The sequence below is a fragment of the Arthrobacter sp. alpha11c genome, assembly GCF_054149985.1.
This window is the reverse complement of record NZ_CP196747.1, coordinates 1,126,272-1,150,821: the sequence shown is the minus strand read 5'-3', so window position 1 is coordinate 1,150,821 and position 24,550 is coordinate 1,126,272. Positions and strand designations below refer to the sequence as shown.

17 protein-coding genes and 1 pseudogene are annotated in these 24,550 nt (G+C 60.9%); 4 read left to right on the top strand and 14 right to left on the bottom strand.

From position 1 onward, the window contains the following. Positions 1–9: 9 nt before the first annotated feature. The 4 genes from ACTAQJ_RS05270 to ACTAQJ_RS05255 all read right to left on the bottom strand — a co-directional run bounded on the left by ACTAQJ_RS05270 (position 10) and on the right by ACTAQJ_RS05255 (position 7,676). Entirely contained in the window at positions 10–921 is a 912-nt protein-coding gene (locus tag ACTAQJ_RS05270) for a carbohydrate ABC transporter permease (RefSeq protein WP_431114937.1), read from the bottom strand. A gap of 31 nt (positions 922–952) precedes the next feature. After that, positions 953–1,888, bottom strand: a complete 936-nt coding sequence (locus ACTAQJ_RS05265) for a carbohydrate ABC transporter permease (protein ID WP_431114938.1) — start codon at positions 1,886–1,888, stop codon at positions 953–955. Next, the gene (locus ACTAQJ_RS05260; protein WP_431114939.1) at positions 1,888–3,219 is read right to left on the bottom strand and encodes an ABC transporter substrate-binding protein; all 1,332 of its coding nucleotides are present in this window, start codon (positions 3,217–3,219) and stop codon (positions 1,888–1,890) included. Before ACTAQJ_RS05260 ends, ACTAQJ_RS05265 begins: the two co-directional genes overlap by 1 nt. A 134-nt stretch (positions 3,220–3,353) precedes the next feature. After that, on the bottom strand, positions 3,354–7,676 hold the full coding sequence (locus tag ACTAQJ_RS05255) for a beta-galactosidase (protein ID WP_498701223.1): 4,323 nt from the start codon (positions 7,674–7,676) through the stop codon (positions 3,354–3,356). Between the two features lie 185 nt (positions 7,677–7,861). Between ACTAQJ_RS05255 and ACTAQJ_RS05250 the strand changes: the two genes are divergently transcribed. After that, complete coding sequence (locus ACTAQJ_RS05250; protein WP_498701221.1) at positions 7,862–8,455, top strand: TetR/AcrR family transcriptional regulator; 594 nt, start codon at positions 7,862–7,864, stop codon at positions 8,453–8,455. Between the two features lie 57 nt (positions 8,456–8,512). Here ACTAQJ_RS05250 and ACTAQJ_RS05245 read toward each other — a convergent pair whose 3' ends face one another. The 4 genes from ACTAQJ_RS05245 to ACTAQJ_RS05230 all read right to left on the bottom strand — a co-directional run bounded on the left by ACTAQJ_RS05245 (position 8,513) and on the right by ACTAQJ_RS05230 (position 14,457). Then, positions 8,513–9,340, bottom strand: a complete 828-nt coding sequence (locus ACTAQJ_RS05245) for a DUF4982 domain-containing protein (RefSeq protein ID WP_498701220.1) — start codon at positions 9,338–9,340, stop codon at positions 8,513–8,515. Continuing rightward, entirely contained in the window at positions 9,306–10,979 is a 1,674-nt protein-coding gene (locus tag ACTAQJ_RS05240; protein WP_498701218.1) for a glycoside hydrolase family 2 TIM barrel-domain containing protein, read from the bottom strand. The genes ACTAQJ_RS05245 and ACTAQJ_RS05240 overlap by 35 nt, the downstream gene beginning before the upstream one ends. A gap of 296 nt (positions 10,980–11,275) precedes the next feature. Next, on the bottom strand, positions 11,276–13,042 hold the full coding sequence (locus tag ACTAQJ_RS05235) for an FAD-dependent oxidoreductase (RefSeq protein ID WP_498701215.1): 1,767 nt from the start codon (positions 13,040–13,042) through the stop codon (positions 11,276–11,278). Positions 13,043–13,155: 113 nt separating this feature from the next. Then, positions 13,156–14,457 carry an MFS transporter gene (locus ACTAQJ_RS05230; protein ID WP_498701213.1) on the bottom strand — a complete coding sequence of 434 codons (1,302 nt, stop codon included), beginning with the start codon at positions 14,455–14,457 and terminating at the stop codon, positions 13,156–13,158. Between the two features lie 666 nt (positions 14,458–15,123). Here ACTAQJ_RS05230 and ACTAQJ_RS05225 point away from each other — a divergent pair. Further along, complete coding sequence (locus ACTAQJ_RS05225) at positions 15,124–15,504, top strand: hypothetical protein (RefSeq protein ID WP_498701211.1); 381 nt, start codon at positions 15,124–15,126, stop codon at positions 15,502–15,504. 5 nt (positions 15,505–15,509) lie between these two features. Next, complete coding sequence (locus ACTAQJ_RS05220) at positions 15,510–16,295, top strand: SDR family NAD(P)-dependent oxidoreductase (protein WP_498701209.1); 786 nt, start codon at positions 15,510–15,512, stop codon at positions 16,293–16,295. On the opposite strand, the gene ACTAQJ_RS05215 is transcribed toward ACTAQJ_RS05220, so the two are convergent. The 6 genes and pseudogenes from ACTAQJ_RS05215 to ACTAQJ_RS05190 form a co-directional block, all read right to left on the bottom strand. Then, positions 16,292–17,293, bottom strand: a complete 1,002-nt coding sequence (locus ACTAQJ_RS05215; protein WP_498701207.1) for a LacI family DNA-binding transcriptional regulator — start codon at positions 17,291–17,293, stop codon at positions 16,292–16,294. The two genes, ACTAQJ_RS05220 and ACTAQJ_RS05215, sit on opposite strands and share 4 nt — an antisense overlap. Positions 17,294–17,333: 40 nt before the next feature. Further along, positions 17,334–18,704, bottom strand: a complete 1,371-nt coding sequence (locus tag ACTAQJ_RS05210; protein ID WP_498701205.1) for an MFS transporter — start codon at positions 18,702–18,704, stop codon at positions 17,334–17,336. Between the two features lie 46 nt (positions 18,705–18,750). Next, positions 18,751–20,224 (bottom strand): annotated as a pseudogene (locus tag ACTAQJ_RS05205) (NAD-dependent succinate-semialdehyde dehydrogenase). Beyond that, positions 20,221–21,348 (bottom strand): alcohol dehydrogenase catalytic domain-containing protein, encoded by a 1,128-nt coding sequence (locus ACTAQJ_RS05200; protein WP_431114950.1) that lies wholly within the window; start codon positions 21,346–21,348, stop codon positions 20,221–20,223. The pseudogene ACTAQJ_RS05205 and the gene ACTAQJ_RS05200 overlap by 4 nt, the downstream one beginning before the upstream one ends. Further along, on the bottom strand, positions 21,345–21,626 hold the full coding sequence (locus ACTAQJ_RS05195) for a hypothetical protein (RefSeq protein ID WP_498701204.1): 282 nt from the start codon (positions 21,624–21,626) through the stop codon (positions 21,345–21,347). Before ACTAQJ_RS05195 ends, ACTAQJ_RS05200 begins: the two co-directional genes overlap by 4 nt. Before the next feature lie 189 nt (positions 21,627–21,815). Continuing rightward, positions 21,816–22,619 carry an N-acyl homoserine lactonase family protein gene (locus ACTAQJ_RS05190; RefSeq protein WP_431120213.1) on the bottom strand — a complete coding sequence of 268 codons (804 nt, stop codon included), beginning with the start codon at positions 22,617–22,619 and terminating at the stop codon, positions 21,816–21,818. 147 nt (positions 22,620–22,766) lie between these two features. Between ACTAQJ_RS05190 and ACTAQJ_RS05185 the strand changes: the two genes are divergently transcribed. Then, positions 22,767–24,539 carry a helix-turn-helix domain-containing protein gene (locus ACTAQJ_RS05185; protein WP_498701202.1) on the top strand — a complete coding sequence of 591 codons (1,773 nt, stop codon included), beginning with the start codon at positions 22,767–22,769 and terminating at the stop codon, positions 24,537–24,539. Positions 24,540–24,550: the final 11 nt, after the last annotated feature.

Sequence of the window (24,550 nt, the reverse complement as noted above, 5' to 3'; positions counted from 1 at the left end):
TGCCTTGGATTATTTGATGGCGCCTGCCCCGATTCCTTTGACGATGTGCCGCTGCGCCAGCAGATAGAAGACTATGACGGGAACAATCGATATCGCAGTTGCCGCCAGGAGGATCTGTTGTTGCGGTGTTTCTGCCGAATCGAAACTGGTCAGGCCTCGCTGTATGGGCATGAGTGAATTGTCGTCGAAGAGAACAAGGGCCATTAGATATTCGTTCCATGCAGCCAGTCCTTGGATTACAGCTACCGCCGCCAAGCCCGGCTTGGCCAAGGGGAGGATGACGCTGGCGAAGATCCTGAGGGAGGAAGCGCCATCAAGAGCCGCCGCTTCCTCGAGATCCTTGGGCTGGCTGGCGAAGAAGCTGCGCATGATCAACGTGGCCATGGGAACACCTGAAGTGATGAGGATCAGGACGTAACCTACCCGGCTGTTGGTGAGCCCGAGGTCGGTCAGTAGCCGGTATTGGGCGAGGAACATAGCCGGGGCCGGGATAATCATGACGGCGAGAATCACGACTGTGAAGATGCCCTTGCCGCGGAACTCCATGCGAGCAAGCGCGTAGCCGGCCATGCTCGATGCCACGAGAATCCCTGCGACTGCCGCCAACGTGTACGTAATGCTATTGAGCAGGTACATGCCCAGATCGCCCTGCACCCATGCCGTGACGTAATTTTCCCAATGCGCATCAAGGGGCACGAGGCTTTTTCCCGCAAGCAACTCCTCCAACGACTGGAGGGAGCCGGAAACCATCCACAGGAGGGGGAAGAGCGCTATGAGGGCTGCGACGATCAGCAGTCCGTACAGACCGATTTTGTCAGGCCGGATCCGACTCCTGCGAACGCGCACGTGCTGATCCTGGGGTGCAGCACCGGCGGGGATGCGAGCCCGATGTTCGGCGACTTCAGTGTTCTTCAATGACATCAGAGGCTTCTTTCGGATGATTGGTGTGTCCTCATGCCCGGGACCGCCTGGCTGAGACGGCAAGCTGAACCAGAGAGAGCAGCACGAGGGCACCGCCGAAGACAACCGACATGGCGGCAGCGCTGCCATACTCGTGGTTGGTAAAAGCTTCAGCATAAATTTGCAGGGTCGGAACCATCGTGTGATAGCCCGGTCCTCCGTTCGTCAGCACCTGGACGGTGCCAAAGACCTGCAGTGCCGCCAAGAGGGTGAGCAGGCTGACAATGGTGGTTACAGGCGCCAGCTGCGGCCAGGTGATGAACCGGAATTTCGACCACGCCCTGGCCCCGTCCAATTCAGCGGCTTCGTAAAGTTCCGAGGGAATGTCCTGGAGTCCTGCGAGGAAAAGCAGGAATCCGAAGCCCCAGTGGAACCAGATGAACACCGCAATGACCGATGGCAGCGCGAGGGCAGGATCGCCGAGCCAGTTTTGTTGGAAGGCGCCGAGTCCCACGATCTCGAGCATGCGATTGAGGACTCCGGATTGCGGTGAGAAGAGCGAGGTAAAGATCAAACCAACGACGACGACCGAGAGGACTCCGGGAAGATAGAAGACTGTCCGGAAGAAGGTTTTTCCTCGTACCACTTTGTTGACGGCCACGGCCATGGCGATCGCGAGACCGTTACCGATGAAGAAACCGACCAGAGCGAAGACTGCGACGTTCTGCATGGATGCCCAGAACGCTTCGTTCTTAAACACTGACTCGTAGTTCTTCCAGCCGATAAAGGGCGTGTCCGGGCTGACACCGTCCCAGCTCTGGAAACTGAGCAGGATGGCTTGCGCGAATGGAGTGATGGTGAACGTAGCTATCAGAACGATTGCAGGCGAGAGGAAGAAAAGCCCGAGCAGCGTCTTGCGCGCGCTGCCTCTGCGTCGCGGCGCCCCGAAGGAGCGCCGCGACGCAGATGTCGCGAGGTGGGGGGACATCAGCTCTTATCCTGGGCAGCCTGCAGGTCATCCAGGACCTGGTCGATCGTAAGCTCGCCGAGGACAAGGCCCTGCGCATCCCGGATGATAGCGGTGTTCACGTTGGTCTTGATGGTGTTCGGCAGAACCTGCATGTCCTTAACACCTGCCCCAAATCCGGAAAGTTGGGGCGATAGTGTCCCGCTTGCCAGCAGCTCAGGGTTCGATGGCATGATGTGACCCACTTCAGCGAAGACCTTCTGCTGTGAAGGAGCAGTAAGCCATTTGACGAACTCCAGCGCTTCCTTGGGGTGCTTACCCTTCGGATTGATGACTGCGCCCTTTCCAGGAAGGCCCGGTGAGCGGGGTGCAAGCTTGCCGTTGGCGGCCGGCGGAACGGTCAAAGAGATGAAGCTGTTGTAGTCGGGGGCGGTCTTGAATCCGACCGAGACTCCGGGGGAAGCGTCGAAAATGGCGCCAACTTCATGCTTGCTGAAAAATGATGCTTCCACGGTGGGGTTGTCATTTTGGCCGCCTGTAAGGGAGCCGTTGGCAATGACGCCGGCCTTTTTCAAATCCACGAGCAGTTGGAAGGCATTGCGCCACCCCTCGGACTTCCAGCTGGCCTTGCCGTCAAAAGTCGCGGAGATCTCATCGTCCGTCAGCCAGTTTGAGGCGAACCCCTGGATAAGCTGGGGTGTCAGCGAGGCTGCGACAGAGAAGGTGCCCTGGCCGTTCTTGCTGGCCGCTGCGAGTTTTGAGATGAGTTCACTGGACGTCTTTGGCAGGGCCTTGGGGTCGATGCCGGTCGCTGCCGTGTCCAGGAGGAGCCCGTACGTCTGGGTTTCCCAATGCGCCGTGTAGATTCCGGCGGGAACACCCAGGTTATTCCCATCTGCGAACGTAGACATCTTGATCACGGCGGGGCTGAAGTTCTTGCCCCAGTCTCCCTGCAACTCCGATTGAAGGTTCATCGCCCAGCCGGCCTTGTAGAAGGGCGCCATGTCCGTTGCATTGAATGAGGAGTAGATGTCAGGCATCGATTTCGACTGTGCCTTTGCCTGCAGCTTGGGCAGATAATCTGTCGGGCCGGGCGAATCAACGGTAATCTTGATGCCCTTCTCCTTGGAGTACTGCTCCGCGAGCTGATTCAGGGCTGCTTCCTGTCCACGGGATTGGTTAAGGAAGGTCAACTCAACGGCACCAGAGCTGTCACCGGAAGCGCTCGTTGAGCCGCCGCCGGCGGAACAGCCTTGGAGGAAGAGTGAAGCGGCTACCGCGACGGCGCCGACGGTAACAGCCCGACGCCGGACGGCTGCCGGACTTGCTGAGGTACTGCTGTTTTTACGCATGGATTCTCACCTTTGAAAAGGACGTAAGGATCTGGGGAGTTTTGGATTCTGTTGTTCAAGGAACGAGTCAGGATGGCCTTGGCGGAGCGGAGGTGCCGGGCCTCCTGAATGGCGGAACAGGCGTACAGCTAATTTCATAGGCACGTTGGTTGCTCCCGCAGTGCCGAAGATGGTCCGACGTACGCGCTGGGTGTGATCGCTTGGTGCTCGATAACCGCCACACCTTGCGGCTCAAGGACCATTCCAGCTGTCGGGCTTCCGCTTAGCAGGTCCCTGCCTCTGGCGGTGAGAGACACAGGAACGGAGCCATGGTTGATCAGGAAGGTAACTTCGCCGCGCCGGACGGTCTCAACCCATCCCGTTCCGTCAGGTATCTCCGTAGCCGTATCGAATGCGATGCCTGCCTCGGCGAGCAGTGTGTGGACCAGATCCGTCATCGCGCGGGGTTCCAGACGGGTGGCCAAATACCACGCTGCGCCGTTCCCCGTGGATCGACGCGTGAGGGCAGGCATTCCCTCAAGGTGGCCTTGTCCGAAGTGCGCCTTGACCTCTGCGTCGAGGATTCGTACCGCTTCGCTCCATCCAAGACCCGTGGCGCGGCCGCTGGGAAATACGTCACCGAGAACTTCTACAGTTGGAGGGATGGTCGTCTCCGCCCGGACCGGGATGGCGCGGGGTCTCTGCCATGCAGCCGCAAGGGGTACGAACTCTTCGACCCACACCCCCAAGGTCTGCTGCAGCTTGCCAAGATAGCCGTTCAGCCGGACGTGCAGGGACTCATCGAGGATCGCCGATTGGGCTGTGACGAAAACGGTCGATCCGGAGTTGGCGGCCTTGTCCAGAGCATCAAGTTGGGCGTCTGTTGCTACGAGGAGGTTGGGCACGACGATGAGGGGATACTCGGCGAGGTCCTCATCGCCGCGAACGAAATCGACTACGATACCGGCCCTTGTCAAGGCTGTGTGCCAAGGAGCTACGAGGGCGAGATAGCTGGATTCTGTTGGTTGGCCGCGCTGCTCCAAGGCCCACCAGCTGTTCCAATCGAAAACTATCGCCGCTTGGGCGGGCACCTGTTTGCCCATCAGCTGGGGGAGCCTGCCCAGTTCTTGTCCGAGCTGCTGGACTTCCTGCCAAATGCGGGTGTCGGTTCCGGAATGGGGCAGCATCGCCGAGTGGAATTTCTCTGCGCCCGCTGCGGATTGGCGCCACTGGAAGAAGAGTATTCCGTCGGCTCCGCGGGCCATGGCCTGGTAGGACAATGCCCGCATCTGCCCTGGCGCCTTGGGGGCGTTCTCTGGCCGGGTGATAACAGCGCCGGTGGATTGTTCCATCAGGATCCACGGCTTGCCCCTGCCCAGGGACCGCATGAGGTCCCGCGCCATGGCCGCGCCGAGCGGCGCGTCAGGGTCTGCAGGATCGGGGTACAGATCATCCGAAATGACATCGACGTGTTGCGCCCATTGCCAGTAGTCGGCACCGCGGAAGACACCCATGAAGTTGGTGGTCACAGGTATGTCCGGCGTTACTTCGCGCAGGATGGCTTTCTCGGCAAGGAAGCACTCGAGCAGTTCGTCCGAGCTGAAACGGTCAAAGTCGAGCAGTTGGGTGGGGTTTGCGAAGGCTGCTGTCGTCCGCGGAGGCAAGACCTCGGCGAAGGACCCATAGCGCTGGGACCAGAAGGCTGTGCCCCAAGCATGGTTGAGTCCGTCGACGTCGACGTACTTCTCTTCAAGCCAGCGGCGGAAGGCTGCCGCCGACTCGTCGCAGTAGCAGCGGGCTACATGGCATCCGTACTCGTTGTTGATATGCCATAGCGCCAGCGCAGGATGCTGACCATACCGCTCGGCAAGCTTTCGTGCGAGCCGTCCCGCAGCTGAACGGTAGGCCGGCGAGCTTGGGCAGTATGTCTGGCGCGAGCCCGGGGCCAAACGGACACCGTCGGCTGTCACCGGAAGTGACTCCGGATAGGCCAAGGAAAACCATGGCGGAGGTGAAGCCGTCGCCGTGGCAAGATCGACGCGGATGTTCCCAGCGTGGAGGTTGTCCAAGGCCCGGTCGAGCCACGCGAAATCGTACTGATTCTCTTTCGGCTCCAGCATGGCCCAGGAGAAAACGCCAACAGTTGCGAGATTGACTCCTGCAGCCTTCATCAGGCGAACGTCTTCAGGCCATGTCGATTCGGGCCACTGTTCGGGGTTGTAGTCACCGCCGTACCACGGGGTGGTTGAGAACGCGGAGCGCATAGGTGCCTCTCTCATTGGTGATGGAAGGAAAAAGCGTGGTTCTAGCGGCTTGGATGGGGGGAGACGGCGTATCCGCTGAAGCGGGGCAGAGTGTTGAAACCCTCGACGGCGAGTCGCCAGCCTGTTGGGGAGTGCTGCTCCACGTTCAACGGCAAGGGCCAGATGGGCTATCGCAGCCAGGAGGCCACCGTTGGCAGGAAGGTAAAGAGTGAGGAAGCCTGGGATCTGGGGATTGTGCCCATTGACGAGGAACTGGTTCTTCGGCGACGGCAGAAGCAGTGCCTGAATCGCCCTCTCCATGTCTCCCAGCCGTGCTGCCGACATCGACATGACGGGATAGTCCCATCCCCAGGTGGATTGAAGGTCCCAATTGAGCCACACGGAGTCAAGGGTTGCGCGCATCGCCCCGGGATCAATAATGTCCGTGTCGGGCAACCAGCCAAGGGCCATCAGCATTGACGGATGGTCTTTGCGCAGCAGGTAAGGCGGAGTCGCCAAGGCAGCGTACGTTCCGTCGGGCATCAACCGGGGCTGATGCATGCGGCGAGCGATAAGGTCCCAGTCCTCGCGCACCGGTAGGTTCAGCCGTCGCCGCCATTCATTCGCAACGTTCAGCGCCCACGACCAGTAGGCGAGCTCGAAGGTTGGATCTGTGTTTGTAGCCCGGTCAACCAGGTAGCTTTCCTGGGCAGGGATCAGCGGCGGTGGCAGGATAAAGGCTCCGTCATGCTCTTCAACGAAGTCGGCCATGAAGTCCGCTGTCGCTTCAACAAGCCTGTAATGCTCCTCGAGGAATCCTTGTTCGCGGCCCTCGCTGTAGAGAAGTTCGAGCAGGTGGATCAAATGTGGCTGCTGCCATATAAGGAACACGCCAATATGACTGGGCGATTCCCGCGCTGACGGGTCTGTTTGCTTCGGCCAACGGGCACCCTTGTATCCTTGGCGGCTGGCTGTTTCCTGGGCAGCCGGGAGGGCGGTGTGGTACCAGCCGAGGCTACGTTCAAGGAGTGCGCCGCGCCCCCACAACGGGAAGTGGGCACCATGCCACCAATGCATTTCGAGGTGGAACTTCCCGCACCAGGTGTTGTAAGTCAACCCTGTTTCTGCAGGCGGCGTCCCTCCGGCGCTATTCACCGCGAGGAGGTATTGGGACAACACAACCCGGCGTTCAAGCTCCGTGGCGCCTGCGTCTATGCTTCCGTCGAAGCTTACGGCGGCACCGCTCAGCCAGTAGTCCTCCCATGCAGAAGCGGCGGCGGTACTGACTGCCTCAAAAGTGTGCGGAGAGTCAGTCGGTTGAGGCCCCGGAACGGGCTGTAGGGTAACGACGACTTCGAGTTCGTCTTCCGTGGTAACTGCCATCACGCGGGTCCCGCCGTCGAGCAGGCATAGCGTACCTGTTGTCTCCACTCGGACTTCGTAGGTTGTGGATTCCACAACTCTGCGGGCCAGCCATCCCCCGGGTGATGTCTCTTCCCAATGCACGCTCTCAGCCAGCGGGAGTTCGAACGGGGCCAAGTCATCGCGCTGGGGGTCGAAAATCCAGGACACTGCCAGTCCGCTTCGCAGCAGTCCTGATCTGATTCTCGTGGCGAAACATTGGGCGGAGGGATGCGCCGTGGTGGTTACTTCGACAGGTATGCCTTGGAGCTGATAACCGGCACGCACTGTGCCGGACCACAAGTCGAGTTCAGTTTGTGCGCCCTCCAGTTCGTTCGGATGGCCTATCCGGGGACCTGCCTCGGTTGCATCCAGCGCGAGGCGGCCCAGATGCATCCTTCTGGGGTTGAAGGCGAACCAGGCACTTGCCCTCAATTCGTCAGGAATCGGATCGGCGCCGCGTTGCAGCCCCATTCGGTCCAGGTAGGGTACCGGACCCCTGGCGGTTTGGTGCGTGGTGGCGGCATCTTCCAGGGAAAATTCCTGTTCGGTTCGAGTGCTGTACCAGCCCCAGCTCGATTGAGTGCGAAGGGGGATTTGGAAGTCGTCCACGTTAAAGGGCCGTACCTGCTGTTCAGGCAAACCCCTACTGCCGTCGTCGGCAATCCGCAGTGGATCGGGACGGAGTTCGTGAAACGCCGGAAAAGTCTGCAGCCCGGAAATGTCCACAGTCATCGCAACGTCGCCGTTGCCCACGCTCAGCGTGTTGGTAGCGTGCGCCTGTGTGAGGACGGGATTATGACGGCAGACAGTGCTGCGCCGGTTGATTTTCATGCGCGTACCCCACGCAGGCCGTCACACGACATCTGGCTAGGGCCTGTCACTTTAAGCGGTTGGCGGTGTTTGGGCATCTTTGCCTCCTCGACGCTTTGACCCGAATTCTGAGTCAACTATAATTTCTGTTTAGAGGATAGCGTTAAGCTTTGAAACGAATCAACAGTTTTTTGAAAGGACTTGAAATGGCGGAAAAGCGGGGGGAGTACGCAAAGTCGAACAAGCGCCGTGAAGCGCTCAGTGCGGCGGCACTCAGTCTGGTGCAGGCCAAAGGGCACCGGAACGTTACGGTTTCGGAGGTCGCAAATATGGCCGGGGCGAGCGAGCCGACGGTCTTCTATCATTTCCCCACCAAGGAAAGTCTGTGGATCTCTGCCTTGAAGCAGTTTGACGACGAGAACATCCGCAGCGTTGGTCATGAGGCCGGAGCTATCGCTGATATGGGCCATCGCGCGGAAGTAGGCGTTCGCCGCCCCCACATACCGCTTCTTTATGCGGAAATGGCGGGCGCCGCCGTCGACCGGGAAAACCCCGCGAACCCCTATTTTCAAGAGCGAATGGCCCGATCCTTGCAGGTCATCGAGACCGACATTCAACGTCTGCAGGACATCGGAAAGGTGCCGGCTGATGTAGTTGCCCACGTTGCCGCCCGCGTTCTCCTCGCGTGCTGGGAAGGTTTGCAATTCCAGTGGCAGCACGGACCTGAGTTCGACATTCGAGCCCATTTGGAATGGAACATCCGGGCAGTCCTGGGTCCTGACGCACTGACCCCGCCATGATGGGTTCCGGTATCGGCGGGGGCAGCACGTCAATTGGCCTGATTGGTAGAACCGGGCTCAGTGCACCAGGGCATCCACCAAGCGGTCCACGGCTGTGACAGTGATCGTGGCCGTTTGGTTCGCGCCTTTCACGGTGACGGTGATTTCACCTGCTCCGGTGGGGCGCACGATTGCCAGCGCCCTTCCCTCGTAGGTGTTGCCGACGCCGGAGCGGAAGGAGTCCTGTGACTGTGGGTTCCCATTACCGACCCCCTGCAACACGCCGTCGCCCTCCACTACAACAGAGAAGGGCTCCGCTCCCTGCCTGAAGACACGGCCCGCATCGTCTTCCAGGGATATCTCGACGAACGCGAGGTCGCCGTCGGAGGCGTCGATGGTGGTCCGATCGGTTCGAACCCGGAGGGTGGGCAAGCCCTCCGGAGTCGTGAGGCTCCATCTTGCCTCCGATCCGTCGGCATTTCTGGCAATAGCCGTTACCTCGCCAGCGGCGAATTCGGTTTCGAAGATCGCCTTGAACCCGTTCGCGGGGCCTGTCGGGCGGACTCCTGCACTCTTGCCGTTGATCTGCAGTTCCACCTCAGGCGCTGCGCTGTAAACCTCGATGCGCATCGGTGTTCCCTCGGCAGCATCCCAATCCCATGTTGCAACTGCGTCGCTGAAAGACCATTGAGTGGGGCGTGCCTCCCGCGTGAAATTTTCGGGGGGATGCACAGCGATGTAGGGCTCGGCCCTGAGACCGAACACAATTTCACGGAAGTAGGAAACAGGCCGGCGATGTCCGGTAACGTCGATGTCCCCGCACCACGCGGTCCGCCAAGGGAATGGTGCACCGAAGGACTGTGGTCCTTCGTCAGCGTAGTTGACGCGTCCTAGTACCGGCCTCACCCAGGTAGTCCCATCCTGTCCAGGTGAAGTCGCCGATGAGATGTGAGTTCTGTTCAATGGCCACCCAGTTCTCACTGATCTTTGCGGGGAAAGTCTCGGTCCCCACGATGAGGCGGTTCGGGAACAGCTTACGGTCCAGCTCGTACCTGCTCTCTCCATAGTTGAGTCCGGCAACGTCGACTACCGCAAAAGACTCCTCAGTGCTGTTGGTGACCAGGTCCGACGTCGCGATGTCCTTCATCAAATCGCCCATCTGATTCATGGCTGAGTTGACGCCGCCTTCCATGTTCCTTCCCGCCTCGGCGAGGCGGTGGATGACGGAGACCATCGGATTCATGCCGTTCGTTGTGAAGCGGGTGGGATCCAACTGACGGATTTTCTCCGCGATTCGCCTGCCCCACACGGCGCCCAGGGAGTTTCCGGTCTCGGGAATTTCATTCCCGATCGAATACATGATGACGCTGGGGTGGTTGGCGTCTTTGAGCACCATCGCTTCGACGTCGCGCTCCCACCAGTCAGCGAAGCGTAATGAATAGTCAAAGGATGATTTGGACTCGGTCCAAACGTCGAAGGCCTCATCGATGACAAGTAGCCCTAGACGGTCGCAAGCGTCGAGCATTGCGGGGCTAAGAGGGTTATGGCTACTGCGGATGGCGTTGAATCCGGCCTTCTTGAGCAGCTCGACGCGGCGTTCTTCTGCCCTGCGGATGGTGGCTGCGCCGAGGGGTCCATTGTCATGGTGAATGCACGCGCCCCGCAGTTTAACGGTCCGTCCGTTCAGGCGCAGGCCGTGCGCGGTATCCAGCTGCAGAGTGCGGAAGCCAAACGCGGTGGTGGAAAGCTCAAGCTCATCGCCGCCGTCGAAGACGCGGGTCACCGCTGTGTAAAGGTTCGGATCATTGACGTCCCACAGCTGTGGGTTCTTGATGGTCAGACGCTGGCGCAGCACCGCGGGCTCAGCCGGAAGGACAGTTACGGGGGCCTCAGTTTGCGCCACCAACGCCTGTTCCTGGTCAAGGATGTCAACGCGAACCCGAACTGTTCGCGGTCGGGCCCCGGAGTTGCGCAGCGTCGTCGCTATGGCTGCGACGCCGAGGTCAGCATCAAGGTCAGGGGTCGTGATCTGGACGCCCGCGTAGTCGAGATGCACGTCGCCGGCGACAGTGAGCCAGACATCACGGTAAATGCCCACACCGCTGTACCAGCGGGAGTCCTCGTGCGCGCGTGCCTCAACCCGGATGACGTTCCGTTCCCCATGGCGAAGGTGCGGGGTCATGTCTACGCGGAAGCCGGAATAGCCGTAAGGGCGTTGGGCCACAAAGTCATCATTTACAAAAACCATCGCGTCGCGATAGACGCCTTCAAAGTCGACTGCGACGTGTTGGCCGCTCCACTCCGATGGCACATCGAACTCCTTCGAGTACGCGAAGGCACCCCCGGGGACGTAACCGGTATTCGACCCGTTATCGCTGGGAATCCGTGCCGATCCCACGAGCGCGTCGTGGGGTAGGCAGATTGATTCCGGTGGCGCCTGGCCCGGGCGCAACTCGGAGAAGAAGCCAATTTTCGGACGAACGGACCACCCACTATTGAAGGAAACGCGTGTGGGTTGCCTGTATTCCGTGAGGTCCTTCGTCATAATCTCTTCCTGTCGGTCTTGTCTGTTCCATGGACGGGCTTCCCACAGTTGCGCGTGCAACAGCCGCTGCCGAGACCGGAATACGTCAATGCCGGGCAGTGCAAAATGACCTTTGCTGGGGGAGGCGGAAGTACTGACTCTCCGCTCTGGGCATGGGCAGAGCCTGAGATCTGGCGACCCGCCCATGGTCTCGTTGCTTCAGTTGCACGTTGGTGATTTGGGCAGCAGCTACGCGAACTGGGAAGCTTGAATTGAATAGTAACCGCCATGGTAACTATTGGCAAGGCTCGACAGGCCTAAGCTGACGTCCCGTCGTCTTCGTAGTCGCTGACGCCGGCCAGGTCGCGTCCGGCGATGTATCCGAAGGTGAGCGCGGGGCCGAGATTGATGCCCCCGGCAGGGTAGTGACCGCCCATGACCGAGGCTTGGTCGTTGCCAGCCACGTAGAGCCCGTCGATGGGCCGCCCCGAGTTGTCCAGGGCACGCGCGCGTGGATCGGTGGCAAGGCCTGCGAAGGTGCCGAAGGAGCCGGGGAGAACCTTGACGGCGTAGAACGGACCCTTTTCCAGTGGCCTGAGCGACGGGTTGGGTGTGTTCTTCGGGTCGCCGCCGTATCGGTTGAATTCGGTGGTTCCCCTGCCAAAGTCGGGGTCGACCCCGTTGCGGGCGTTTTCGTTGAAGTCCGCCACGGTTTGTGCCAATGCTGTTGGATTAATGCCGCAAGCGGTGGCCAGTTCTTCGATCGTGTCGCCCTTTTTCAGGTAGCCGGATCGGAGGTAGGGGAACAGTGGGACGGGCAGGGGTTTGGCCATTCCCAGCGGGAACTTGCGGACGTAGGCGGCGTCGGCGATTTGCCAGGCTTCGACGGGTTCGCCGTCAGGTGTTGCTTTGAGCATTCCTTCGACGTAGTCGTAGTAGCCGTTTGCTTCGTTGACGAATCGTTTGCCGTTGCGGAGCACACCGATGCTGCCGGGTTTGGCCCGGTCCATGATGTGGGGGAATGTTCCTGTGCGGCCGTTGCGGTAGGGAACCAGGGAGACCGGGCACCAGGCGGTGGGTGATTCCACGTGGGTGTCGAAGCTGGCCCCGATGGCCTGGGCCATCGTTATGCCGTCTCCGGTGGTTTCCTTGGGGGCCAGGGTCCAGTGTTCATTGCCAGTGGGGGTTTTGGGGAATAGTTCAGCCCGGCGTGCCACGTCGTTGGGGAAGCCGCCCGTGGCGAGCACGACGCCGCGCGAAGCGTTGATGGTGTAGCTTCCGTCAGGTGAATGTACGACGGCGCCGCTCACCTTTCCTGCCTCGTCGGTGAGGAGGTGATTGGCCGGGGTGGAGACGCGGATGTCAACACCAAGATCGTCAGCTGACTTCAACAGCCTGGCGGTGAGGGCGGTGCCGTTGACGAGTTGCATGTTGCGACGATGGATGAGCAGATCCAGAACATGCCGTCCCACCCGCCATGTTGCATGGAGCAGGCCTTGGATGTTGCCCTGGGATGCGGAGAGGAATTTAGTGAGATCAGGTCCGGCCATGATGCCCATACCCAGGAATGAGGTTTCGTAGAGCTGGTGGCGCGCCTTTGCCCGTAGCTCCGGCTTGATGTTGCGTGCATTGAGGGGTTTGGGGCCGACAGAGCGGTTTCCGGTGCCCGCGCCAGGGGTCTGGCCATAGATGTCTTTGATCTTGGCCCCGGGGACGAATTGGAGGCTGGTCTTGTTATGGAAGAACCCGACCATGTGGGGAACTGCTTCAAGGAAGGCCTCGATTCTTTCCGCATCGTAGTTCTTGCCGATGCGGTGGCGCAGGTAGGTACGGAAGAGTTCCCGGTCCTCGTTGATTCCGGCTGCTTTGGCCAAGGGGTTACCTGGGGTCCAGGCCCAGCCGCCGGACCAGGACGTGGCACCTCCACAGACGTCCGCTTTTTCCACGACGATGACTTTCAGCCCGTGGTAGGCCGCTGTGACCGCTGCCGAAAGGCCGCCTGCGCCCGATCCGATGACGAGGACGTCGCAGTCGAACGTGGTGCCGGAGGTTGCGCTTGATTCGATGGTTTTGGTGGTCTTCACTCGGTTCTGGCCTTCAATGTTGTTTGTTGGTCTCGTGTACGGGCTGGAGGCAGGTGCGCGGCGGCACGCACCTGCCTCCTGTCTGTTGCTGGGGGATGGGTACTGTTTTGGGTTTAGCGGTGTTCTTTGTTGGCCCACTTATAGGACCAAAGGCTTGATACCAGTGCTATGAGGCATAGGCCTGCAAGGAGTGCTGCTGCCGGGACCCAGCTTCCGCTGCTTGCCATCAGGGCGGTCGCGATCAGGGGAATGAAACCACCGACGGCGCCAGCCAGTGCGTACGCAAATCCTGCGCCGCTGTAGCGGATCCGGACGTCGAACATGTCGGTGAACCACGTTTGCTGGACGCAGGTGGAGATGTTGTGTCCGAGGTTGATCAACGCGACAAAGCCAAGGATCATCGGGATCAGCTCGCCGCTTTCAAGTGCCGCGAAGAACGGGGCTGCTGCAAGTGCTGCGGCCAGTGGGCCGATGATGTAGAACCACTTCCGGCCGAACTTATCGGCGAGTCGGCCCCAGAGGGCAAGCAAGGGAATGGCCAGGACCATGGCGACCATGGAAGCGGTCAAAACGGTTGAGGACGGGGTGTCTGTGAAGTTCTTGACATAGGCAAGCGAGAACGTGAAGCCCATGTAGAAAGTGCTTTGGTCCACCATTCTCATGCCGATCACTGCCAGGATCTTTTTGGGGCTTGTCCTCAAGGCTTCGGCCAAGGGTGCCTGGGCGGCTTTGTGTTCTTCCTTGACGGCGGCAAACTCCGCTGATTCCGGCACGCCTGCCCTGATCCAGAGGCCGACGAGGGCGAAGAGGATGCTGATCACGAATGGCAGGCGCCAACCCCAGGCAAGGAACTGTTCAGGGGTGGTCATGGCGGTGACCAGGGAGAACGCCGCGGTGCCGAGCAGCAAGCCGACGAATGAGCCGATCTGGACGCCGGTGGCCAGGAAGTTCCGCTTACCTGCGGGTGCGTTTTCCACCGCCATCAGGGCGGCTCCGCCCCATTCCCCGCCGACAGCCATACCTTGGATGGCCCGCAGGGTCACCAGCAGGATGGGCGCCGCGACACCGATTGCAGCGTAACTGGGGAGCAACCCGATGGCCGTGCTGGCCAGGCCCATCATGATGACGGTGATGAAGAGCATGGTGCGGCGGCCGTACTTGTCGCCGAAGTGGCCGAAGATGGCCCCGCCCAGCGGGCGGAACAGGAATCCGACGGCGAAGGAACCCATGGATGCCAGCAGGCCGGCAACTTGGTTGTCGGACGGGAAGAACAGGGGACCGAAGACAACGGCAGCGGCTGTGCCATAGAGAAAGAAGTCGTACCAGTCAACGACTGCGCCGACTGTGCTCGCCAGTGCTGCACGGCGGCCGGCCTTGGCGCTGATCGTTACCGGGGGATGGGTGGGAGTGCTCATGGCGGCAGTGCTCCCTGTGCTGGGGGTTTGGGGACTCGTCATTGCGGTTCACCGCAACCTTTCTGTAGCTCGGCTGCACCTTTGCTGGCGAGCGGGATGAGTGCTTTAATGACTACGTAGTCATTTAGTGATTTTGATCATACGCGCATCGTTGGATCGCGGTCAAACACCCATTGAGCAGGACGGAAGTTATGAACAGAACCATTGGTCTGGCCCACTTGTCAGCGTTGCATCTGAGCCCTCCCGAACTGGTCCAGGCTGCTGCCAACGCCGGCTTCACCTCTGTCGGCATCCGCGTTTACCCGGCGACAAAGGGCGAATCGACCTACCCCATGGCGGTTGGCTCCACCATGTTTGTACAGACGCTTGATCGTCTCGCAGGGACGGGAGTGGTGGTGCGTGATGTGGAGGTATTCACGCTCAACGGGAATCGTGGACGCGCCGAATGGGAGCCCGTGCTTGAAGCGGGAGCTGCTCTGGGTGCGAGTGTTCTGAACGTGATTGGAAGTGATCCGGATGGGGGCCGCCTAAGGGACAGCCTTGCGGCGCTGGTCGAAGATGCCCGCGCGTTCGGGATCAGGCCCTCCGTTGAGCCGATCTCCTACCAGCCCCTGGCAACCGTGCCTGCGGGCGGGATTGCTTGTCCAGCAGACGGGATGCGGAATCATGCTCGATGTTCTTCACTTCGTGCGTGCCGGCGGTCGGATTGCGGAACTGGTGGATCTGCCTGCAGGGGCAGTGACTGTTATCCAGCTGTGTGACGGCCCAGCCGACACCCCGGACTTGCCGGTCCCGCGTGCCATGCCCTTGGGACAGGGCGTCAACGGATCGCCCCGGCAGATCGAATCCCGGTCAAAGAGGCTAGCGCCAGGGGAGGGTGTCTTCCCCCTTGGGGAGATTCTGGACCTTTTCCCGGACACGCCGATCAGCGTCGAAGTCCCTGACGTCCTGGCCGTCGAGGTGCATGGCACAGACGCCCACCTGCAACACATCTATGCGGCAGCCGCAGGGCTGACCCGATCCTCCCTGAAAACAGAAGCGAAGTGAACACCATGAGCGAACTCACCCACGTAAAAACAACCCGAACGGCCACCACGGAGACCTATTGGCCCGGTCGCTTTCAGGACCAGGTGATCCTGGTGACCGGCGCCGCCGGCGGACTCGGCTCGGACACTGCGGACCGCCTTGCACGCGAAGGTGCCACAGTTGTATGCACGGATGTCAATGCCGGCGGACGGGGCGATGGCAGCAGTCCATCGAACTGCATGGCCCTGAATGTCACCCAACGGCAGGACTGGGACCACACCGTGCAGGCTATTCTGCAGCGGTACGGCAGGATCGACGGGGCGCTCTTTGCCCACGGCATCCAGGGACCGGAGGTTCCCGTGACGGAGATGCCGGTCGAGGGATGGGCCAGGACCCTCAGCGTGAATCTGGACGGCTGCCTCCACGGCTTGGCCAGCGTCCTGCCGGTCCTCACCAAGCAGGCCTACGGCAGGATTGCCATCCTGTCATCTATTTCCGCGCGTGAAGGGAATCCGCACCAGGCGGCCTACTCTGCGTCCAAGGCTGGCCTTGTTGCACTGGTGAAAACGGCAGCGAAAGAGGTGGCCCCTTATGGTGTTACGGTCAATTCCATCGCTCCGTCCATGATGAAGACCCGGCTCCTTCAGGACCTGAGCCCGGAACGAAACGCCCAGCTCCTTGCCAAGGTTCCGATGGGAAGAGTCGGACTACCGGAGGAATTCTCGGCTTTGGCCTCATGGCTGCTATCCGCCGAGGCCAGCTATATGACAGGCCAGACACTGGACCTCAGCGGCGGCCGCAACACCGCCTAGGCCGGCGGGCCCGTCGTTGCCCGTACCTGCAAATGGACCGGAAACACGGACTTCATCGTTTCGCTGGGAGGCTCGCCTTCGATCCTCCCAGCAAGACGGTCCACTGCCAGATACGACATCTCCGGGATCGGCTGATGCACCGTGGTGAGGTTGATGAATGCCCACCCCGCCGGCCCGGAATCATCGAACCCCACCACCGAAAGCTGCTGCGGAACACTGATCCCCAGTTTCGCAGCCGCGTCCAACACGGCAAAAGCCAAAGCATCCGTCACGCAATAAAGCGCCGTCGGTCGGTCCTGGGTATCCAGCAACTCCAAGGCTGCCCGGACCCCATCTTCATGTGTAAGCCGCAGATGGCGCACCCAGTCCTCACGAACGTGAAGCCCACGCCGTTCCATGGCCGCCCGGAACCCGTCCCCACGGTCCCGGCCATTGGACCGGTCCCGCAGGGTGGTCAGGACACCGATGCTCTTGTGCCCCAGGCCTTCAAGATGGGCAACAACAATCTCGCCGGCGCGTCGGTCATCGGCAAGGACTGCCTCGACCTCAACAGTCGTATCGTCACGACTGAGCAACACCACGGGTGTCCCGCGCTCCAACACCCTGCGGACGGCGGCTGAAGATTCCCTCGCCGAAACAAAAATCATCCCGTCCACCGTTGCACTGTCCAGGACATCAACTGCCTCAGGATCAGGTGAAATGTCCGGATCCCGGATGAGAACCATCCGATACCCGCGCTCAAGAAGCCGGTTCTGCAACGACTCCACAATGACCGGATAAATAGGGCTGGTCAGGTCAGCAACAACCACACCGACGGCGTGTGTCCGCCGCGTCACCATCATCCGGGCAGCGGCATCGGGCACGTACCCAAGCTCCCTCGCCACCGAAAGAATCCGCGCTTTCGTAGCTGGGGCAACGGATGGATGGCCCCGAAGGGCGCGGGACACTGTCGACTGCGACAATCCCAAATGACGGGCCACGTCAACGCTGGTTACCATTCCACCATCGTATTTCACCAGATCAGCTCGGGTCCCGATGCTATTGAACGTGCGTCTGGCTCTTCTGAGCGGATGGGCTGTCTTGCTGGTGCCGTGGGTCAGCGGTTTCCTGACTGAATTTCTCGCGGGTTTCGGGTGCGAGGAGTGCGGACACCACAGTGATGATGCCAATGATGCTGAAGTACAGGATCACCCATCCTGGTTCACCATTCCCGGCGTTCAGAAGGGCGACGGCGACCAGCGGCGCGACGCCACCGGCGAGCACAGAGCCGAACTGATAGCCCATGGAGGCTCCGCTGTAGCGCAATTTAGTAGAGAACAGTTCTGCAAAGAAAGCTGCCTGTGGCCCATACATGGAGTTGTGGAAAACAGCGAGGCCGATGATGATGGCGAGGGTTGCCAACAACGCACTGCCTGTGTCGGTCATGACGAAGTACAACGGGAAGAACAGGAGTCCTCCGATGGCGCCGAAAAGGTAGACGGGCTTGCGGCCGATTTTGTCGGAAAGGATGGCCCAGAGTGGGACGGCGATAATGCCAATCGCGGAGGCGATAAGCACCGACATCGTTCCTTGGTTGGCGCGGTCGGTCCCAAGGGTCTTCATGATGTAGACCACGGAGAACGTGGTGTAGAGGTAATAGGCGGAGTTTTCTGCCAAACGCATTCCGACGACGAGCCAAATGCCCTTGGCCTCCTTCTGCAGTGCCTCACCCAAGGGTTTCTGCGAGGTCTGCTTGGCCGCGACGAGTTCTTTGAAGTCGTCGGAGTCCTCGAGCTTAGAGCGGACGATCATGCCGGTAACGATCAGGAGGACACTGAGCAGGAACGGTATGCGCCACGCCCAGGCGTCGAAAACGTCGGCTGGCACTAAGGCTTTTACGGCAAGGACGCTGGAATTGGCGAGCAGCATTCCGGCGGGAACGCCCATCTGGGTGAAGCTCCCGAACAAACCACTTCGGCCCGCAGGCGCGTGCTCGATGGAAATAACTGCCGCCCCCGCCCATTCTGCTCCTGCCCCGAAACCTTGCAGCAGGCGCAACATCGTGAGCAGGACGGGAGCCCAGAATCCGATCTGAGCGTAGGTCGGTAAGAGTCCCATGGCCAGGGTCGCGACCCCCATGATCAGGAGGGAGAGAACGAGCATGGGTTTCCGGCCGATCTTATCTCCGAAGTGACCGGCGAACATGCCTCCGAAGGGACGGGCCACGAAACCCACCGCGTAGGTGACAAAGGCAAGAAGGAGACCGGTGGCTGGGTCTTGTTCAGGAAAATACAGTCTGCTGAAGACGCCGGTCGCGGCAAGGATGCCAAAAATGTAGTAGTCATACCATTCGATGGTTGTGCCGACGAAGCTGGCGAGTGGCACACGCCAAGGGGTCTTTGTGCTGATGGATGTGCTGGGAAGTGTCATGGGATCTTCTTTCAACTTGGTACAAGGGAGTTGGCGGGGGAGTTGTTCAGGCGAAGGGGTTGGACAGTCCGATGTAGACGGTCTCAAGGAATTCCTCGATCCCTTCGGCTCCGCCTTCACGGCCGAGGCCTGACTGCTTGACGCCGCCGAACGGTGCAGCGGGGTTGGAGATGATGCCCGAGTTCACACCGAGCATGCCGGTCTCGAGTTGTTCGGATAGGCGAAGGACCCGGCTGATGTCCCGGGTGAACACGTAGGAGATCAACCCGTATGGGGTCGCGTTGGCCAGGCTGATTGCCTCTTGTTCGTCGTGGAAAGGAACAACCGGGGCGACCGGTCCGAAGATCTCCTCTGACAGAGCACGCGCCTCGGGCGGCACATCGGTAAGGACGGTGGGTTCGTAAAAAGTAGCCGGGTCCTGGCAGCATCCTTCCACCGGTGAACACGCGTGCCCCCTTACTGACAGCGTCATCGACTAGGTCTGCGACTTTTTGGCGGCTGTGCTCGTCAATGAGCGGTCCGATCTGAACTCCGGCCTCCGTCCCGCGACCGAGGGTCATTCCCGACATCCGGGAGGCCAGACGCTTCGCGAACACATCGGCAAGGCTGTGGTGAACGTAGAATCGGTTGGCCGACGTGCAGGCCTGTCCGCCGTTCCGGAGCTTGGCTGCGATGGCACCTTCAATTGCAGCGTCGACGTCTGCGTCGGCGAACACCAGGAACGGTGCGTTTCCACCAAGTTCCATCGAGGTTCGAAGCACGGTCCCCGCTGCCGCTTGCAGAAGGCGGACCCCGACTTCCGTGGAACCGGTAAACGAGAGTTTCCGCAACCGGGGATCTGCGATGAGGGGACCCGTCACAGCTCCCGCCGAGGATGTGGGCACCACGTTGAGCACACCTGCTGGCAATCCTGCCTCGTGCATGACCTGCGCGAAGAGGAGCGTCGTCAGCGGTGTCAGGGCAGGTGGCTTGATCACCATGGTGCAGCCGGCGGCGATTGCAGGAGCGACTTTCCGAGTCGCCATCGCCAAGGGAAAGTTCCACGGAGTGATGAACAAGCAGGGGCCGACCGGTCGTTTCGTCACCAGGAGGCGCGAATTCCCGTCCGGCGATGGGGAATACCGGCCCGAGATGTGGGCTGCTTCTTCACTGAACCAGCGGAGGAACTCTGCGCCGTAGGCGACCTCGCCGCGGGCTTCAGTAAGGGACTTGCCCATCTCCATTGTCATCAAGAGAGCGAAGTCCTCGGCGCGGGCAGTGACGGCTTCGAAGCCGGCTCGGAGGATTTCGGCGCGGGTGCGCGCGGGGGTGCTGGCCCAGGCAGATTGCGCTGCCGCAGCCGCGTCGAGTGCTGCCAATCCGTCCACAGGGGATCCATCGGCGACGGTGGTGAGGACTTTCCCGGTGGCAGGGTCTTCAACATCGAAGCGTTGCCCGTTCGCGGCGTCGTGCCACTTTCCGGCAATGAAGACCCCGGTTGGCAAGGAGTCCAGCAGGGAGACTTCCGAAGCCGGGGTCATCGGGGATCTGCTTCCGTTGCGTCAAATGTGATGATTTGTCGCACCGCGAGGCCGTCCGCGAGGTCGTCCATGGCTTGGTTCACTTCCTGGAGGGTGATGGTTGATGAAATCAGTGCTTCGATGGGTAGCCGCCCCTCACGCCAGAGCTGCGCGAAGGCCGGGATGTCACGGGCAGGGACGGCGGATCCGAGGTAACTGCCAATGATCGTGCGGGCCTCGGCCGTGAGCCCGAGCGGCTTGATCGCCGCTTCCGCAGTTGGTGCTGGAAGGCCAACGGTAACGGTCCTGCCTCCGACGCCGGTCAGTGCCACGGCAGTTTCAAAGGCTCTGGCGTTACCGGCAGCTTCAATCACGATTGGCGCCTTGAGCCCTGCTTCGAACGCCTGACCGGGCGTGTAGACCGCGCTTGCGCCCAGAGCAGTGGCTCGTTCGAGCTTGTCGACGACCGCGTCCACTCCGATGACGTCCCCTTTTCCGAGGGATACCGCGGTGAGCAGCGCCGCCATTCCGACTCCGCCGAGACCAACCACTATGGTGGTCTCCCCCTCTTCGGGCTTGGCGGCGTTGATGACTGCGCCGCCCCCTGTGAGCACGGCGCATCCAAGGACAGCGGCGATCTCCGGCGGAATATCGTCGTCAACAGGCACCAGTGAGCGCCGATCGATGACGGCGTGGGTTGCGAACGCGGACACACCCAGATGGTGGTAGACATCCTGCCCGCCGCGATGCAGACGTGTTCCGCCCGAAAGCAAGGTTCCCGCATTGTTCGCTCCCGAGCCGGGCGTGCAGGGTAGTCGCCCGTTCGTGCGGCAATTGGCGCATTCCCCGCATCGGGGAAGGAAGGCCATCACCACCCGCTGGCCAGTGACCAGGTCCTCGACTCCAGGCCCCCAACTGACGACACGGCCGGCAGCTTCATGGCCGAGCAGCATCGGTAGCGGTCGAACCCGGTTGCCGTCCACTACGGACAGGTCCGAATGGCAGATTCCTGCGGCTTCGATTTTGATCAGGACCTCACCTGGGCCCGGCGGATCGAGTTCGAGTTCGCTGACGGTGATAGGACGGGAGGCTCCGAAAGGCCTTGGGCGGCCGATCTCTTCCAGGACTGCTCCGGTTATTTTCATGGTGTGGCTTTCATGTCGATGTTTCCCCGGGTCGGTGCCCGGTGATGGGAATGTGGGGTCGCTCCTTCGGCGATGGCCGAAGATACCGCCGTGGCGATGTCGTCACCGGCGCGCAGTGGGCGGCCTGAAAAGATGCCTTCGTGCGCGAGGATGGGGCGTCGGTCACCGGCCAGTTCCGGGTAGCGTTCTTCAAGTGCTTCACGGCGCTCGGCAACCCGGTGCCAGTGCGCGATCGTTTCGCGGTCGCCCTGTCCGACCGCGTTCCAGCTACGCGGCATCTGCTCCCGGGAGGGTCCGGCGGACGCGCGCCCCCCAATGTTTAGCCGGGAAGGGCGCTTACTGGTTTCAGCCCCACACCCTGGACAGTGCGGGTTGGCTGATGTCATTGTCGCGACGCCAGCCTCGAAGTGGTGCCCGTTCTGGCAAGCGAAATCGTAGAGGATCATGTGCTCTCTCCCAGCGCCGGCTCAGCTGTAAAACCCATCGGGTGCATATCGCAGTGACCTGGCCTGTTCCTCGTCGTGGCCGAAGATAACCTCCGCTCCCGTACGGTTGGCGATCACCCGGAGTTTTTCGACAGACTCAAGCCAGCGAACGTTGTCCCAAACGATCGCCGCACCGACGGCGGGAGGCCCCCAACTGTCCGCAAGGTATACCGCGTCCGACGTGAAAATCTTCGTCCCCTCGTTCTTGAGATCAAGCTGCAAAGACATGGTTCCCCAGGTGTGCCCCGGGGTCTCTATTACCTTGACGCCGGGCACGATCTCCACGTCGCCGCTGACCCCTTCCAGACTGAGCGACTCGTAGTCCGAGACGATGTGCGCTCCCTTCGAATAGCCTTCAATGGCACGTGCGCCAGCGATCTCGGCGCTGTTGGCGATGATCCGGGTTTTGCCGTTGTTGAACATCGAGGCGTTTGCTGCATGGTCGAAATGCAGGTGTGAGAGCACCAGGATGTCGATATCATCCGGTGTCAATTCCAGCTGAGCGAGAGAAGAGTCCAGATAGCCCGGTCCGTCCACTGGCTCACGTACCGGAAAGAAGTCCTGAAACCCTGTCGGCGCCCATCGCTGCTCCCAGTCACGGGGAACGCCCGTGTCCCACAGAATCCGCCCCTCCGGATGCTCGATGAGCACAGCATGGGTGGGGCAATCGCCCCAGACGACAGGCTCCTCTTTATGGTGCCGGTCGCGGATGGTCCGCCCACCTTTGAGCAGAAGCCAGGTCAGGTCGGTCTCCATGATCCCGGTGGACAGAATATGCACGCGCATATCAGTCACTACAACCTCCTTGTTGTTAGCGGCAACTTTTTCCGTTCCCCCACTCTGCAGGTTCGTGAAAAGCAAAACCATGGTGCCAAGGGATATATAAATAGCGAATGCATGGCCCGCGTAGACATATGGCAGTAGAATCACCGTGTGACCGAGTCCAGAATCCAGGAATTCAGGGCACCAGGGGACCCGGAAATCCTCATGGCCGCCACCGAGAGCTCGACGGACCTGGCAAGCGTGCGCGATCGTACACTCATCCTCAAGGGGATCCTGCGCCGCACTCGCACCCTTTTGGGCGCCGATATGGCATACCTCAGCCTGAATGACCTCCCTGCCGGAGAAACGTACATCCATGTCACGGACAACGTGCGAACCGAGGCATATCGGAACATCCGCATGCCGTTGGGCACCGGGGTACTGGGAGCAGTCGCGACTGGCGGCTCAACCGCCTCCACTCTTGACTACCTGGCTGACCCAAACATGAACCACATAGCCACCATCGACCAGATCGTCGCCGTCGAAGGCGTGAAGGCGATCGCCGGGGCGCCGCTCAGGGTAGGTGGTCGGATCGTCGGTGCACTTCTCGTCGCACATCGCACCCCGGCCAGCCTTCCGGCGGCCGGACAACGGGCCCTTGAGCACATGGCAGCCCAAGCCGCCCTTGCACTCGAACAGACCCGCCGGGGGAGTGAGATTACTCAGCTTCGGGCGCTGATAGGGAGTACAACTACCAGCAACGCCGGCCGGACCCGGGAACTGGAATCAATGCTTGCGCTGGATGAGCGGCTGATGGGAAGTATGGTCGCCTCCGTCAACGCGGAGGGCGTGATTGCAGTGCTCGAAGAAGCAACGGGGCGGCCTTTGGGACTGTTTGACCCGGCAGGGCGTCACCGCTTCGGATCCGTGACGCTGAGCAAGCCCGCGCTTGAGACGTGGGGGGTGCAATCGGCAATCAGCAGTTCCCTGCATGGCGCGAGTGCTGCGACCGTTCGACACAAAGGTGATGCCTACACGGTTGTCGCCATCGCGGCCGGCAATGAGCACCTGGCAACGTTGGTCATGAACGGCTCCGCAAGCAAAGAGACCGCACTACTTGAGCGGGGTTCGGTGTTTGTGAGCGCAGCGCTACTGTTCGAACGCACCCTCGTGGATGCCAACAACCGCGCCCAATCAACACTCATGGAAGATCTGCTTGCCAGCCGGACCGAGGACCAGGCTCATGCTGTGAGAGCCAAGTTCGTCGCCTACGGCATTGAATTCCGCAATAAGATCGCCGTCCTGGTAATCCTGGTTGATCCTGCGGTACGGCACGCCGCCCTTGCAATCGTGCAACAGAGACTTCGAAAAGCTCCAATGCTCGTTTCGTCCCACATGGGCCACATCTGCGTGGTGACGACGTCGAACGCGGCAGCCTTGGCCGAAGAACTGGACCAGATCCTGCACGAGGATGGGCTGTCCGCAGTAATCGGGCACGCAACAGCGACCGGCGGCACCATCAGCAGTGTCCGTGAGGCCCATGATGAGGCCTCCGAAGTCGTCACGGCCGCCAAAGAACTCGGCTGGCGACGCGGGTTTGCCGACCTCAACGATCTGGGTATTGCCGGAATCATGCTCAGCCATGACCGCGCTGCAACCGCAGGGCGGATCATCGAACGAACGCTCGGTCCTGTTCAGGACTACGACGGGGCGCACAGAACTGAACTGCTTGGCACGCTCTGGGCGTACCTCGAGACTGGGAGTCGTCTCCAAACCACGGCTGCGCAGCTGCACATCCACCAGAACACCGTCAAGCAACGGCTTGAGCGGATCGACTCCCTGCTCGGCCCGCAGTGGCGAACGCCGTCACGCCGCGTCGATGTGCACTTCGCGCTGCGGCTCTGGAAACTGACTCCGCAACGACTACACGAGCCGCACCGATAGTATTCCGATCA

Excerpts from the sequence above, each read along its gene's own strand:
- ACTAQJ_RS05270 (WP_431114937.1), bottom strand. The coding sequence starts at position 921 with ATGTCATTGAAGAACACTGAAGTCGCCGAACATCGGGCTCGCATCCCC.
- ACTAQJ_RS05265 (WP_431114938.1), bottom strand. The coding sequence starts at position 1,888 with ATGTCCCCCCACCTCGCGACATCTGCGTCGCGGCGCTCCTTCGGGGCG.
- ACTAQJ_RS05260 (WP_431114939.1), bottom strand. The coding sequence starts at position 3,219 with ATGCGTAAAAACAGCAGTACCTCAGCAAGTCCGGCAGCCGTCCGGCGT.
- ACTAQJ_RS05255 (WP_498701223.1), bottom strand. The coding sequence starts at position 7,676 with ATGAAAATCAACCGGCGCAGCACTGTCTGCCGTCATAATCCCGTCCTC.
- ACTAQJ_RS05250 (WP_498701221.1), top strand. The coding sequence starts at position 7,862 with ATGGCGGAAAAGCGGGGGGAGTACGCAAAGTCGAACAAGCGCCGTGAA.
- ACTAQJ_RS05240 (WP_498701218.1), bottom strand. The coding sequence starts at position 10,979 with ATGACGAAGGACCTCACGGAATACAGGCAACCCACACGCGTTTCCTTC.
- ACTAQJ_RS05230 (WP_498701213.1), bottom strand. The coding sequence starts at position 14,457 with ATGAGCACTCCCACCCATCCCCCGGTAACGATCAGCGCCAAGGCCGGC.
- ACTAQJ_RS05225 (WP_498701211.1), top strand. The coding sequence starts at position 15,124 with ATGCTCGATGTTCTTCACTTCGTGCGTGCCGGCGGTCGGATTGCGGAA.
- ACTAQJ_RS05220 (WP_498701209.1), top strand. The coding sequence starts at position 15,510 with ATGAGCGAACTCACCCACGTAAAAACAACCCGAACGGCCACCACGGAG.
- ACTAQJ_RS05215 (WP_498701207.1), bottom strand. The coding sequence starts at position 17,293 with ATGGTAACCAGCGTTGACGTGGCCCGTCATTTGGGATTGTCGCAGTCG.
- ACTAQJ_RS05210 (WP_498701205.1), bottom strand. The coding sequence starts at position 18,704 with ATGACACTTCCCAGCACATCCATCAGCACAAAGACCCCTTGGCGTGTG.
- ACTAQJ_RS05200 (WP_431114950.1), bottom strand. The coding sequence starts at position 21,348 with ATGAAAATAACCGGAGCAGTCCTGGAAGAGATCGGCCGCCCAAGGCCT.
- ACTAQJ_RS05195 (WP_498701204.1), bottom strand. The coding sequence starts at position 21,626 with ATGCCGCGTAGCTGGAACGCGGTCGGACAGGGCGACCGCGAAACGATC.
- ACTAQJ_RS05190 (WP_431120213.1), bottom strand. The coding sequence starts at position 22,619 with ATGCGCGTGCATATTCTGTCCACCGGGATCATGGAGACCGACCTGACC.